General features: G+C 74.3%; 12 protein-coding genes. 1 reads left to right on the top strand and 11 read right to left on the bottom strand.

All coding sequences use genetic code 11. From position 1 onward, the window contains the following. Positions 1-9 precede the first annotated feature (9 nt). From crcB to EWV39_RS11865, 3 genes are read right to left on the bottom strand one after another with little or no spacing between them, the layout of a single operon-like run. Positions 10-387 carry a fluoride efflux transporter CrcB gene (gene crcB, locus EWV39_RS11875; RefSeq protein WP_129660489.1) on the bottom strand — a complete coding sequence of 126 codons (378 nt, stop codon included), beginning with the start codon at positions 385-387 and terminating at the stop codon, positions 10-12. Then, positions 384-965, bottom strand: a complete 582-nt coding sequence (locus EWV39_RS11870) for a fluoride efflux transporter FluC (protein WP_238148325.1) — start codon at positions 963-965, stop codon at positions 384-386. The genes crcB and EWV39_RS11870 overlap by 4 nt, the downstream gene beginning before the upstream one ends. Then, a complete protein-coding gene (locus EWV39_RS11865; RefSeq protein WP_129660486.1) occupies positions 965-1,498 on the bottom strand; it encodes a universal stress protein in 534 nt (177 codons plus the stop codon). Before EWV39_RS11865 ends, EWV39_RS11870 begins: the two co-directional genes overlap by 1 nt. Before the next feature lie 529 nt (positions 1,499-2,027). Between EWV39_RS11865 and EWV39_RS11860 the strand changes: the two genes are divergently transcribed. Further along, complete coding sequence (locus EWV39_RS11860; protein WP_129660483.1) at positions 2,028-2,303, top strand: hypothetical protein; 276 nt, start codon at positions 2,028-2,030, stop codon at positions 2,301-2,303. Positions 2,304-2,363: 60 nt separating this feature from the next. Here EWV39_RS11860 and EWV39_RS11855 read toward each other — a convergent pair whose 3' ends face one another. The 8 genes from EWV39_RS11855 to EWV39_RS11820 form a co-directional block, all read right to left on the bottom strand. After that, positions 2,364-3,671, bottom strand: a complete 1,308-nt coding sequence (locus tag EWV39_RS11855) for a Fic family protein (protein WP_129660480.1) — start codon at positions 3,669-3,671, stop codon at positions 2,364-2,366. A 65-nt stretch (positions 3,672-3,736) separates the two neighbouring features. Next, complete coding sequence (locus tag EWV39_RS11850; protein ID WP_129660477.1) at positions 3,737-4,993, bottom strand: Gfo/Idh/MocA family protein; 1,257 nt, start codon at positions 4,991-4,993, stop codon at positions 3,737-3,739. Beyond that, positions 4,990-5,874, bottom strand: coding sequence for a TIM barrel protein (locus tag EWV39_RS11845; RefSeq protein WP_129660474.1), 885 nt, complete (start codon positions 5,872-5,874; stop codon positions 4,990-4,992). The genes EWV39_RS11850 and EWV39_RS11845 overlap by 4 nt, the downstream gene beginning before the upstream one ends. 56 nt (positions 5,875-5,930) lie before the next feature. Beyond that, the gene (locus EWV39_RS11840) at positions 5,931-6,851 is read right to left on the bottom strand and encodes an NAD(P)-dependent oxidoreductase (RefSeq protein WP_129660471.1); all 921 of its coding nucleotides are present in this window, start codon (positions 6,849-6,851) and stop codon (positions 5,931-5,933) included. Beyond that, positions 6,844-8,073 carry a Gfo/Idh/MocA family protein gene (locus EWV39_RS11835; RefSeq protein WP_129660468.1) on the bottom strand — a complete coding sequence of 410 codons (1,230 nt, stop codon included), beginning with the start codon at positions 8,071-8,073 and terminating at the stop codon, positions 6,844-6,846. The genes EWV39_RS11840 and EWV39_RS11835 overlap by 8 nt, the downstream gene beginning before the upstream one ends. After that, complete coding sequence (locus EWV39_RS11830; RefSeq protein WP_129660465.1) at positions 8,070-8,891, bottom strand: HpcH/HpaI aldolase family protein; 822 nt, start codon at positions 8,889-8,891, stop codon at positions 8,070-8,072. Before EWV39_RS11830 ends, EWV39_RS11835 begins: the two co-directional genes overlap by 4 nt. Next, on the bottom strand, positions 8,888-10,825 hold the full coding sequence (iolD, locus tag EWV39_RS11825) for a 3D-(3,5/4)-trihydroxycyclohexane-1,2-dione acylhydrolase (decyclizing) (RefSeq protein ID WP_129660462.1): 1,938 nt from the start codon (positions 10,823-10,825) through the stop codon (positions 8,888-8,890). The genes EWV39_RS11830 and iolD overlap by 4 nt, the downstream gene beginning before the upstream one ends. Positions 10,826-10,959: 134 nt before the next feature. Next, positions 10,960-12,405 (bottom strand): aldehyde dehydrogenase family protein, encoded by a 1,446-nt coding sequence (locus EWV39_RS11820; protein ID WP_129660459.1) that lies wholly within the window; start codon positions 12,403-12,405, stop codon positions 10,960-10,962. Positions 12,406-12,416 lie beyond the last annotated feature (11 nt).

Raw genomic sequence — 12,416 nt, 5'->3', positions numbered from 1 at the left:
AATCCGATCCTAGAAGAGCGAACCGATCCACAGCCCCAGGCCGGCGGCCACCGTCGCGGTCACCAGCACGCCGAGGCCGTTGACGACGCCGGCCGCCCACCGCCGCTGCTGGAGCAGCCGCACGGTCTCGAAGCTGGCCGTGGAGAAGGTGGTGTAGCCGCCGAGGAACCCCGTGCCGAGGATCGGCAGCCATGCGTCGGGCAGGGCCTGGCCTCCCACCAGGCCGGTCAGCAGCCCCAGCAGGAACGAGCCGGTGAGGTTGATGAGGACGGTCCCCCACGGCACGGCACCGCTGGTGCGGGAACGCACGACGCCGTCGAGCACCAGGCGGCACACCGCGCCCAGCCCGCCGGCGACCGCCATGAGTGCGAAGATCAGAGGGGTCATGAGCGGCCCTCCCCAGTCTCGGAGGCTCCGACCCGCTCCGACGCTCCGTCCCGGCCCTGCGTCGTCGACCGGCGGACGAGCGTGGCGGCCGCGACGCCGAGCCCCGTCGCGATCCCCCCGAGCAGCAGGGTCGCCATGGCGTAGGCGATCCCCGCCCCGACGGGGCCCGAGCCGATCAGCTGCGCCGCGTCCGCTGCGAGCGCGCTGTAGGTCGTGTACCCGCCGATCAGGCCGGTCCCGAGCCCCAGCCGTGCCGCCCGGCGTGCGCCCCGGTCCGGCCCGCTGCGGGCGAGGGCGTCGAGGAGCAACCCGAGCAGGAAGGCCCCGGTGACGTTGATCCCGAGCACCGCCCACGGGAACCCGTGGGCCGTGGGGAAGGCCAGCACGAGGGCCTCCCGCGCGGAGACCCCCGCGGCCCCGCCCAGGAAGACGAGCAGCATGGAGGAGGGACGCAGGTGGATGGGCCGCTCCCGGCCGCGGGCGGGCGAGGTGCCCGGTCCGCCGGCGTCGGAGGAGAGGCCATGCCCGCCGCTGCCGGAGGAGATACCCGGCCGCGCGGCGTCGTCGTGCGGCGCCACTACTCGTCCCGCCCCAGGGGCGAGCCGCTGTGGTCGGCGCGGGGGTCCAGCGGGATCACGACCACCGGGCGCCGCTGGGTGTGGGCCAGCTGCACGGCGACCGATCCGTTGAAGAACTCGCGCAGGGATCCCCGGAGCCCCGCCTCGCGGGTGCCGACCACGATCATCGAGGCGTCGACGTCGTCCGCGAACCGGGCGAGCCGCCGGGAGGGATTGCCCGCGAGCGCCCGGACTGACCATGGCACCGAGCGGCAGGCCAGCACGGCGGCGATCTCCTCGCGCAGCGTCGGGTCGAAGGAGACGGCCTCGTCGCCGGCGGCGTCGGGGTCGATGGGGCGCGCGGTGAGGCCTTCCTCGGTCTCTGTGTCGGTCGAGTAGCGTGAGGCGTCGACGCTCACGCAGATCAGCTCGGCGCCGAAGTGCTCCGCGAAGCCGGCGGCCTCGGCGAGGACCGCGGGAAGCTGCCCGGGCGTCACCCCGGCCACGACGGGGCCTGGGCGGTATCCGGTGTCATCGGGGGGAAGTGCGCTCATCGTCTCTCCTACCTTTCGGGCGCGTTCGGGCCATCCGGGTAGGGACTGTTGTCGAATGCTCGAGGTTGGGTACGGCGAGCCCCACCGCCGCGACGGCGCATCCGCCGTCCCCTCAAGTCTTCCACGTCGGCCGCCCGCGCGCGAGCCCTTCCGGCGGACGACGCCGCCCCGGCGGGCTCCAGAGCGGCAGGCTCCCGGGCCGGCGGGCTTCCAGACCGGCGGGCTTCCGGACCGGCTGGCTCCAGGCCAGCGAGCCCCGGACCAGCGGGGTCCAGCCCGGCAGACCCCGGCCCCGCACCTTCTCCGCGACCCAGCCCTATCCCCGCACGGCCCCCGTGCTATAGTGAAGGTTGCTCTTGGCCCGCACGGCCGATCCGACGGCGAACCGTCCTGGATCCTGCCGCGGCCCGAGGCGACGTCTTCTCCGACGCGTGAACGCCGGAGGTTTCCGCCTCGCACTGACACCAGCACGCGAAGCCCGACGATGGGCGCGCCGTGCCCTGCACGAATTGAAGTTACAGAAATTCCCATGAACACGAACGCGCCGGCGGCCTCCGAGGTCGTCTGGCACCAAGCCGACCACACCGTCTACTCCGGCATCCGCGACGGGCAGTTCGCCGGATACATCACCACCGCCGAGGCCCGCTACTCGCTGCACGGCCAGTACGGCCAGCACCTGGGCGACTACCGCACCCTGGACGAGGCCCAGGACGCGATCGAGCACTCGCGCCTCCAGCACCACCGCACGAGGCGGCGCCGTGGCCCCTCCCGCCACCGCCCCTGGGGCACCCCGGCGGGGCACTGAGGCCGCCGGGGCCCGGGGAGCGCCCCGGAGGAAGGCGCGCGGTCCAGTCCGCGCACCTTCTCACGAGGCGGAGCCGGTCCTCCCCGGCCGCAATATCCCCGCACTCCGCGGGTCAGGCACGGCCGGCCCCAGCCGCGGCGCGCGGACGGCCGTGTCGATGCCGCCCGCCCGATTGCTGCGTTCCGTCAGGGTGACCAGCCCGAGGTACCGGTCGGCGCTCCAGCAGACCAGCCGTCCCTTCTGGTTCTTGGTGCGCTTCAGGATCCCGGCGTCGGCCAGCTCCGTCAGGGCACGGTGGATCGCGGCGGGAGACCCTCCGAGGCGTCGCTGCACCGCCGCGGCCGTCAGCACCGGCTCGCTGGCCAGGATGCCGAGGATGCGCCGGGTGAGGGCGTCACGACGCGGCTCCACGGGCGAGCGCCCCTGTTCCCTGCGATGGGCGATGAGCTCCTCGTGCACGATCCCGTCGGCGCGGGCGACCTCGTCCGCCAGGCGGACGGCGTTCGCGGCGGCCCGCTCGGTGGCCTCGGCGAAGGCCGTCACCCACGCGTCGAGGTCCGGAGGGGCGCCGCGGAAGGCCATCAGCCCGGCCAGGTAGGCGTTCGTGTCCCCCGCGAAGACCATGCTGATGGGGATGAGCGTGTTCCGCAGCGCATCGGTGCGGCGCAGGACGGTGTGGATCAGCGCGCGCCCGATGCGGCCGTTGCCGTCGATGAAAGGGTGGATGGTCTCGAACTGGGCGTGCGCGATCGCCGCCCGCACCACCGGGTTGCCGTGGGTCTGCGTGACGAAGCGGGAGAGGTCCTCCAGCAGCCGAGGCACCTCGCTCTCCGGCGGCGGCACGAAGTCGGCCCGCAGCGGGCTCAGGCCGGAACCTCCCACCCAGTTCTGCTCCCGCCGGATGCCGGGCTCCAAGGAAGGCTCGATGACGTGCTGCAGCCGCTCGACGTCCTCCACGGTCACCGGCCGCGACCGGTCCGCCAAGGCCGCCACGGCGTCCTCCGTGGCGCGGACGTTCGCCACGACCTCAAGCGCGACGGCAGGTCCCTGCTGGAACAGCTCGGCGACGGCCAGCTTCTTCGGCGTCACCCTGTTGCCCTCGATCCAGGAGGAGGAGATGCTCTCCGAGCGGATCAGCAGATGGTTGAGGAAGCGGCCCCGCTCGCCGATCCTCTCATCGGCGCGGGCGAGGACGGCCAGCGCATCCGCGGCGGCCTCCTCCGCGCCGGTACCCAGGTGCGGCAGCTCGGTGCCGAGCTCGTCCGGGACGTAGGCGAGGTAGCGCCCCGGTTCCCGATCCCTCCGGCTGAGCCCCCCGCCGAGGCCGCTGTCCTCGGGGCGCCAGAGCCGCTCCACGTACTCCGTCATCCGCGCACCCCCTCCCTGTATTTTTACTCTAGCCTAGCTAAAGTAAAAATACAGGAGCGGGGGTTTCACTTAGAAGAGGCAGGCACCGCGACCGGCATCCCCGTCCGCACCGACTTCTCGGCGGCCAGCGCCAGCCGCAGGGCGCCCGCGCACGCGGCCGGAGGGGTGAGGTTCTCCGCCTCGCCCCGCAGCAGGCTCACGAAGTGGGCGGCCTCCACCCGGAAGGCCCGGCCGAAGCGGTCGGTGAACTCCTCGTGGGTGTCCCCCGGCGGCGCGATCCCGGGCTCCGTGGAGAGCACCGGGACCATGCCGTCCAGGCCCGTGCCGTAGGCGCCCTCGCTGCCGTACACCTCGGTGCGGACGTCGTGGCCCGCCGCGATGTTGCGGGCCGCGCTGACCACGGCCTGCGCCCTGGAGGCGAAGGTGAGGATCGCCGTCGCGGTGTCCAGGTCGCCCTGCTCGGCGTAGCCCGGCCCGTCGATCGCCGAGCCGGTGGCGTAGACGCTGCGCACCTCCTCCCCCAGCAGCCAGGGGACGGCGTCGAAGTCGTGGATCGCCAGGTCCCGCCAGATGCCGCCGGAGGGCCCGACGTAGTCGGGGCTCACGTGGTGGTGGTCGTGGCTGACCGCGTGGACGAGCCGGATCCGGCCCATCTCCCCGGTCCGCACCCGGCAGCGCAGATCGCGGTAGGCGGGGTCGTACCGGCGGTGGTAGCCGAGCATGACCGGGGCCGGCGCGTCCGCGAGGTCGCGGATCAGCGCGTCCTGCGCCTCGGGGTCCAGCGCCAGCGGCTTCTCCGCCAGCACCGGCAGCCCGGCCGCCGCGGCCTCGCGGATCAGCTCGGGGTGGCTGGCGGTGGAGGTCGCGATGACGACGCCGTCCAGCCCTTCCAGGTGCCCGCCGTCGCCGTCGGTCAGGCGGCGGCTGACCGCGGCGCGGCTCCTGCCCTCCGAGCCCCGGGGATCCGCGCCCTGCATGTCCGCACCCTGCACGCCCGGGTCCCGAGCGCCTCCGTCCCGGCCGGCGGCGCCGGGACGGGATGCGGCCCCGAGACGGGAGGCGGCCTCAGGCCGGGCCGCGGCCGCGCTCACCCCCTCCCGCGCCGGCTCGCCCCACACGGCGGCGGTGGCCGCGGCCTCCCGCCCGAGGGCGGCCGTGACCTCCTCTTCGACCGCCGCGGCAGCCTCCTCCAGGCGCCCGGCGTCGCGCCCGATCAGGACCACCTCGCCGACGCCCTCGGTCAGGATGAGGTGCGCGGCGTGCATCCGGCCGATCCGGCCGAGCCCGAGCACCCCGATCCGCAGCCCCCGCGCGGCGCTCACCGCGCCTCCTCCAGGATGCCCCGGAGGTACTCGACGCTCCGCCGGGCCTCCTCGCGCGGTCCCTCGCCGGCGGCGGGCTCCGAGCCCACCACGTTGTCCTGCTCCAGCGTGAACCAGCCCTCGTACCCCGCCGCGCGCAGGCTGCGCACGATCCCGCGGATGTCGACGTCGCCCTCGCCCAACGGCTGGTACATGCCCTCGACGACGGCGCCGTAGTAGCTCCGCTCGCCCTCCTGCACCTGCCGGGCCCGGTCCAGCTTCACGTCCTTCAGGTGCACGTGGGAGACCCGGTCGGCGTGGTCGCGGGCGAAGGCTGCGGGATCGATCCCGCCGATGAACATGTGGCCGGTGTCGAAGCAGATCGGCACCTCCGAGCCCGCCAGCACCCGGTCCAGCTCGGCCTGCGTCTCGACCATGGTGCCCACGTGCGGATGCAGGGCGACGGCGACGCCGGCCTCCGCCGCGAGCGCGACGACCCGGTCCACGGTGCCCAGCAGCGTCTCCCAGCCACGCTCGTCCAGGACCGGGCGCTCGGCGTCGTACCCGTCGACGCCGGTCGCGGCCGAGAGCACGAGCGTCCCGGCGCCCGCCGAGCGGTACCCCTCCAGCTCGCGCTCGATGATCGGCAGGGGATCCGCCTCGGGATCGTGGAGGACGACCGGGACGAACCCGCCGACGGCCTTCAGGCCGTGCCGCGCGAGCAGCTCGGCCTTCTCCGCCGGGTCCTCGGGCAGGAAGCCCTCGGGGCCGAACTCGGTGGCGGTGAAGCCCAGCTCGCCCATCTCGGCGAGCACCCGCTCGCGGGCCATCTGGTATCCCCAGCCGGGGACCTCGCACACGCCCCAGGAGATGGGAGCGGCAGCGATCTTGTGGTGGTTCATGGTTCCTCCTCGAAGAAGCGTGTGTGTGGCGGGCCGGCGTCGCGGCGGGCGGGCGGTCAGCCGGCCGTGGCCGCCGGGGCGCCGCCGTCGAGCACCGCCCGGACGGCCTGCGCCGCCGCGACGAAGGTGGCCTCGGCGGCGCGCGCGCTCAGCCCCATGACGTGGGGCGTGAGCACCGTGGCCGGGTGCCGGTAGAGCGGGTGGGGCCGGGCCGGCTCGGGGTCGAAGGCGTCCAGGCCGAGGCCCGCCAGCCGCCCCGACTCCAGCGCCGCGAGCGCGGCGTCCTCGTCGATCAGCCCGCCCCGGCTCACGTTGACCAGGATCGCGCCCTCGCGCATCCGGGACAGCGCGGCGGCGTCGATGACGTGGCGGGTCTGTTCGAGCAGCGGCAGGTGCAGGGTCACGGCGTCGGAGGCGGCGAGCAGCTCCTCGAGGCTCCCGGCGCGGATGGCCGGCGGCACCTCAGCCACGGGGTCGTGGGCGAGCACGGTCATGCCGAACGCTTCCGCCAGCGCATGGACGCGGCGGCCGATCCTGCCGTAGCCCACGATGCCCAGCGTCGCGCCCTCCAGATCCCCGACCGGGATGGAGGTCCGCTCGGCCCAGCCGCCGGAGCGGATCAGCTCCGTGAGCGGCGCGAGCCGCTTGACCAGGTGCAGCAGGTGGGCGAAGGCGCCCTCCGCGACGGCGTGGGTGTTGGTCCCCGGGGTCACGGCCACGGGGATGCCGCGCCGGGCGGCGGCGTCGAGGTCCACCTGGTCGGTCCCGACGCCAGTGCGGGCCAGCACCCGCATCCGCGGCATCGCGGCGAGCTCGTCCTCCCCCACCGTGACCGCGGCGCGCACGATGGCGCCCTCGGCCAGCGCCAGGTCCTCCGCGGTGGGCTCGGGCCGGAAGTCGATGTCCTCGCCCAGCAGGGGCTCGACGCTGCCCGGCGGCACCGGCCCGAGCCCCACGACCACCCTCCGATCACCCATGCCGCGACTCCTCGCGGGGGCGGCGCGCGGCGCTGGTGTTCGGGACCTGCTCCACGGACTCCCAGCCGCCGCTCGCCGCGGCGGCCTCGGCGGCGTAGACCACCCGGTTGGCCGCGAGCGCGTCGTGCACGTCCGCGTGGGCGGAGTCCTGGCCGAGGTAGGCCTGCAGGAACTTCTTGGCCTCGATGACCTTGAGGTCGTCGTAGCCCATGCTGGTGCCCGCGCCGGGCTGGAACTTCTCGAAGTCTCCGAAGCCGGCCGCCGCCATGACCCGGGTGTACCCCACGTGGCTCTCGTGGCCCAGGGCCAGCTGCAGCTCGTTCATCCGCTCGAAGTCCCAGCGCAGCGAGCCCTCGGTGCCGTAGACCTCGATGCCGTAGCTGGCGCGCGGGCCGATCGTCACCCGCGAGGCCTCCAGGGTGCCGATGGCCCCCGCGCCCCGGGCGTCGTCGGCGAAGTGCACCAGCATCGCGGCGTAGTCCTCGTTCTCCACCGGGAGCATGTTCCCGTCCTCGATGACGGCGAAGTGGGTCCCGCTGCCCATCGGCAGCTCGGGCCGCTCCGTGTACACCGTGGAGGTGGCGGCGGTGACCCGGTCGATGGGCCCCACGATGTAGTGGGAGAGGTCCGTCAGGTGGCCCATGAGGTCGCCCAGCACGCCGGAGCCCGCCAGGTTGCGGATGAACCGCCAGGACAGGGCGCCCTTGGGCTCGGCCGAGTAGTCGGCGAAGAAGGCGCCGCGCACGTTGGTGATCCGGCCCAGCTTGCCCTCCGCGACGAGCTGGCGGGCGTACTCGATGGCCGGGGCGTTGCGGTAGTTGAAGCCCACGGCGGTCTGCACGCCCGCGGCGTCGGCGGCCTCGGCCACGTCGCCGGTCTCCTCGGCGGAGCGGCCCACCGGCTTCTCGATCCAGAACGCCTTGCCCGCCGCGGCCGCGGCCTTGCCCATCTCGGCGTGGAGGAAGTTGGGCGCGCAGATCGAGACGACGTCGACCTCAGGGTTGGCGAGGACCTCGTGGTAGTCGGTGGTGCCCGACTCGTAGCCCAGCACGTCCACGGCGTACTGCGCGCGCTCGGCGGAGGTGTCCGCGGCCTGGACCAGCCGGGGTCGGATGCCCAGCTCGGGGTAGACCACGGGCAGGCTGGCGTAGGCGCGGCTGTGCAGCTTGCCCATCCAGCCGACGCTGATGAGTCCGACGCCGATCTCGCGGGTTTCGGTCATGATGCTCCTTGTTCTGAGATGTTGTCCGGGATGACTTCTGAGGTGCTGTCCGGGGTGAGCCGGGCCACGAGGTCGCTCGTGGCCGCGGCGAGGAGGGTGGAGTCCGAGCCGACCGCCAGGAAGCGGAAGCCCTGCTCGGCCCGCTGGCGCGCGGCGTCGGCGGTGGGACTGAGGATACCCGCGCAGATCCCCGCCGAGGAGGCCGCGGCGAGCACCCGGTCCACGGCGGCGCGGAACGGCTCGGACTCGAGGTCCAGCGGGGTGCCCAGGGCGTAGGAGAGGTCCAGCGGGCCGACGAAGAGCACGTCGACGCCGTCGATCGCGGCGATCCGCTCGACCTCCTCCAACGCGCCGAGGGTCTCGATCTGCACGATCGTGATCGCCTCGTCGCCGGCCCGGCCGAGCGCGCCGCGGTCCATCCCCCAGCGCACCGAGCGGTTGTAGGTGGCCACGCCGCGGTCCCCGGCGGCCGGGTAGCGCAGGTGCCGCACGGCCTCCTCGACCTCGGCGGCGCTGCTCAGCCGCGGCAGCATGACGCCGGCCGCGCCGGCGTCGAGCACCCGGCCGATCCGGATGCGCTCGGCCTGCTCGACCCGCACCAGCGTCGCGGCGCCGTAGGCCCCCACGGCCGGCACGGTGTCCCCGACCAGCCGCTCCGAGCCGCCGCCGTGCTCCAGGTCCAGCAGGATCCACTCGGCGCCCGCGGCGGCCATGACCTCCGCGGCGGCCGGGGAGCCCAGGCCGGAGAAGGAGCCGATGACGGTGCCGCCCTGGCGGATGCGCCGGGCGAGCCGTCCGTTGTCCAGCGGGGTGCTCATACGTGCCACCTCTGCTCGGCCAGGCCCTGCTCGTACTCCTCGCGCAGCGGCGCGACCCACTCCTGCTCGCTGACCTCGGCGGGGGCGACGTCCCAGAAGACGCCCGAGCCGGGCAGGTCCACCAGCGGGACGGTCGGGACCACGATGAGCACGGGGCCGGAGCTTCCGCGCGTCTCGTCCAGGGCGCGGCGGACCTCCGCCGCGGTGGTGGCGCGGATGGCGGTGGCACCCAGGCCGCCGCCGATCCCCTCCAGGTCCACCTCGAGGTAGCCGCCCTCCAGCCGGCCGCCCTCGCCGGGCTCCCGGTACCGGAAGTCGTTGCCGAACTGCTCGCCGTACTTCATCATCTGCAGCCGGCGGATGACCTGGTAGCCGTGGTTCTCGGAGACGACGTAGGTGACGTCCAGCCGCTCCTGGGCGGCGGTGAGGATCTCGGTGGGGTTGAGCAGGAACGTGCCGTCGCCGATGAACACGGTTACCCGCTTCTCCGGGTCGGGGTCGGCCAGCCGCACGCCGATCCCGGCCGGGATCTCGTAGCCCATGCACGAGAAGCCGAACTCGAGGTGGCAGGCGCGGCCCTCGGTGGCGTCCCAGACCTTGAGCAGGTCGCCCGGGGGCCCTCCGGCGGCGGCGATGACGGTGTCGCCGGAACGCGCGTGCTCCTGCAGCAGGCCGATCAGCTGGCCCTGGGTGACCTCGGCGTCGGTCGCGGGGATCTCGAGGCCCTCCGCCTCCGCCGCCGCGCGGTCGAAGGGGACGTCCGGGTCCAGCGCGCGGGAGCGCTCGGGGGCCCACTCGGCCTTGCGGGCCGCGATCTCCTCGCTCCAGTCCTGGGCGACGCGGTGCCCGGACAGGGCCTCGGCGAGGCCCTCCAGGCCCAGGCGGGCGTCGCCGACCACGGCCGCGGCGCCCTGCTTGAGGGCGTCCAGCTCGGTCACGTTGATCGAGGCGAAGCGCACCCCGGGGTCCTGGAACATGGTCTGGGAGCCGGTCGCGAAGTCGGTCAGCCGGGTGCCGACGCTGAGGATCAGGTCCGCCCGGGCGACGAGCCGGTTGGTGGCGGGGTTGCCCTCCAGGCCGATGCCGCCGAGGAACCAGGCGGCGTCGTGCTGGACGGCGCCCTTGCCGCCGAAGGTCTCCGCGACCGGGACGCCGGTGGACTCGGCGAACCGCTCGAGGGCCTCGCCGGCCTCCGAGTAGTGGACGCCGCCGCCGGCGATCAGCAGCGGCCGCTCGGCCTCCCGGATCCTCTCGGCGACGTCCGCGACCTCGTCCGGTGCCGGGATGGGGCGGCGGATGGTCCAGTCCCGGGGGCGGAAGAGCTCCACGGGGTAGTCGTAGGCGTGGGACTGGATGTCCTGCGGCAGGGAGAGCACGACGGCGCCGGTCTCCACCGGGTTGGCCAGCACGCGGAAGGCCTGGGGCAGGGCGGTGATGAGCTGCTCCGGGCGGGTGATCCGGTCGAAGAACCGGGAGACCGGGCGGAGGGCGTCGTTGACGGTCAGCCCCGGGTCCGCGGGGTCCTCGAGCTGCTGGAGGACGGGACCCTGTCGGCGGGTCGCGTAGGTGTCCCCGGGCAGGAGCAGCAGGGGCAGGCGGTTGACGGTCGCCAGGGAGGCCGCCGTCACCAGGTTCATGGCGCCGGGGCCGATCGAGGCGGTGACCGCGAGGGTCTGCCGGCGCCGGGTGGCCTTGGCCAGCGCCGAGCCGGCGTGGCCGAGGGCCTGCTCGTTGCGGCCCTGGATGAAGGGCAGCTCGTCGGAGTACTGGGAGAACGCCTGGCTGAATCCGGCCACGTTGCCGTGGCCGAAGATCCCGGCCGCGGCCGGGATGAAGCGGCGGCGCTGCCCGTCGGCCACCGAGTGCTGGGCGGTGATGAACTTGACCACCGCCTGGGCCACGGTGAGCCTGATGGTCTTCTCGTGCTGGGTCATGGTGCTCTTTCTGCTGGTGGTGGGGCCGCGAGGCCGTGTCATGTGCCGTAAGGGGCGCCGCGGGAGGGGGCACGTCGGTCCGAGGCGGGGGCTGACGAGTCGTCGCTGCGGATGACGAGTCGTCGGTCCGGGCTTCAGTCCCAGGGCCGCCCGTGCAGCACGATGGTCTTGCTCTCGGTCATCTCCTCGACCGCCGCGCGCGGCCCCTCCTTGCCGATGCCACTGGCCTTGAGGCCGCCGTAGGGCATGAGGTCCGCCCTCCACAGGGGCGTCCAGTTCACGTGCACGACGCCGGCGTCGACCTCCCGGGCGGCCCGCACCGCGGCGTCGACGTCGCGGGTGAAGACGCCGGCGGCCAGCCCGTACGCCGAGTTGTTGGCGGTGCGCAGGGCCGAGGCGGTGTCGGCGGCCGTGGAGACCGCGACCGCCGGGCCGAAGAGCTCCTCCTGGGCGATGGGCGAGTCGGGATCGACGTCGGCCAGCACCGCGGGCCGGACGATCGCGCCCTCCCGCTCCCCGCCGACCGTCAGCCGCGCCCCGCCCTCGGCCGCGCGGCGGATCGACTCCTCGACGCGCCGGGCCTCCTTCTCGGTGATGAGCGTGCCCACCGAGGTCTCCGCCGACGCCGGGTCCCCCGTGGTGAGCTTCGCGACCCGGTCCGTGAGGGCCTCGACGAACTCCCCGGCCACCGCCTCGTGGGCGACGACGCGCTGGACCGAGATGCAGACCTGGCCGGCGTTGATGTACCCGCCGGCTGCGACGGCGTCGGCCGCGAGCTCCAGGTCCGCATCGGGCAGCACGACCACCGGGGCCGAGGAGCCGAGCTCGAGCGAGAGCTTCTTGACGCCCGCGATGGAGGCGATGTGCTCGCCCACCGCGGTGGAGCCGGTGAAGGAGATCTTGCGGACCCGCGGGTCGGAGACGATGGCGTCGCCGAGCTCCGCGCCGGAGCCGGTCAGCACCGAGAGCACGCCCTCGGGCAGCCCGGCGTCGACGAAGCACTCGGCGAGCGCCAGGGCGGTGAGCGGGGTGGTGCCGGCCGGCTTGAGGATCACCGCGTTGCCCGCCGCCAGCGCGGGGGCGATCTTGTGGTTGACCAGCAGGGCCGGGTAGTTGAAGGGGGTGATCGCGGCGACGATGCCCACCGGCTGGCGCAGGGTGAAGCCGAGCTTCTCCTGGCCGGTGCCGCGGTTGGCGTCCAGCGGCAGCGTCTCGCCGTAGAGCTGGGTGCCCTCGAAGGCCGCGAGCCGGATGATGTCCCCGGAGCGACGGGCCTCGCCGCGCGCCTCGGCCAGGGTCTTGCCGTTCTCCGCGCTGAGGATCTCGCCGATCCGGTCCGCGCGCTCGTCGGCCAGGGCGGCCGCGCGCAGCAGGACGTCGGAGCGCTCGTGGGCGGGGGTGCGGCGCCAGCGGGCGGCACCGGCCTCGGCCGCCCGGATCGCGCGCTCGACGTCGTCGGGGCCCGCCGAGGCGACCTCGCCGACCGCCCGGCCGTCGTAGGGGGAGGTGACGGGGCGGGTCGCACCGCCGGCCGCGGCGGCCTGCCAGGCGCCGCCGATGAGCAGTTCGCTGCGCGTCATTGCGCTCCTTC

It is taken from the genome of Rothia halotolerans (assembly GCF_004136635.1).
GTDB lineage: Bacteria > Actinomycetota > Actinomycetes > Actinomycetales > Micrococcaceae > Rothia > Rothia halotolerans.
This window is presented reverse-complemented; position numbering and strand designations above follow the sequence as displayed.

Coding starts and splice junctions, on each gene's coding strand:
- iolD (WP_129660462.1), bottom strand. CDS start 10,825: ATGACCCAGCACGAGAAGACCATCAGGCTCACCGTGGCCCAGGCGGTG.
- EWV39_RS11845 (WP_129660474.1), bottom strand. CDS start 5,874: ATGAACCACCACAAGATCGCTGCCGCTCCCATCTCCTGGGGCGTGTGC.
- EWV39_RS11830 (WP_129660465.1), bottom strand. CDS start 8,891: ATGAGCACCCCGCTGGACAACGGACGGCTCGCCCGGCGCATCCGCCAG.
- EWV39_RS11820 (WP_129660459.1), bottom strand. CDS start 12,405: ATGACGCGCAGCGAACTGCTCATCGGCGGCGCCTGGCAGGCCGCCGCG.
- EWV39_RS11855 (WP_129660480.1), bottom strand. CDS start 3,671: ATGACGGAGTACGTGGAGCGGCTCTGGCGCCCCGAGGACAGCGGCCTC.
- crcB (WP_129660489.1), bottom strand. CDS start 387: ATGACCCCTCTGATCTTCGCACTCATGGCGGTCGCCGGCGGGCTGGGC.
- EWV39_RS11840 (WP_129660471.1), bottom strand. CDS start 6,851: ATGGGTGATCGGAGGGTGGTCGTGGGGCTCGGGCCGGTGCCGCCGGGC.
- EWV39_RS11860 (WP_129660483.1), top strand. CDS start 2,028: ATGAACACGAACGCGCCGGCGGCCTCCGAGGTCGTCTGGCACCAAGCC.
- EWV39_RS11865 (WP_129660486.1), bottom strand. CDS start 1,498: ATGAGCGCACTTCCCCCCGATGACACCGGATACCGCCCAGGCCCCGTC.
- EWV39_RS11835 (WP_129660468.1), bottom strand. CDS start 8,073: ATGACCGAAACCCGCGAGATCGGCGTCGGACTCATCAGCGTCGGCTGG.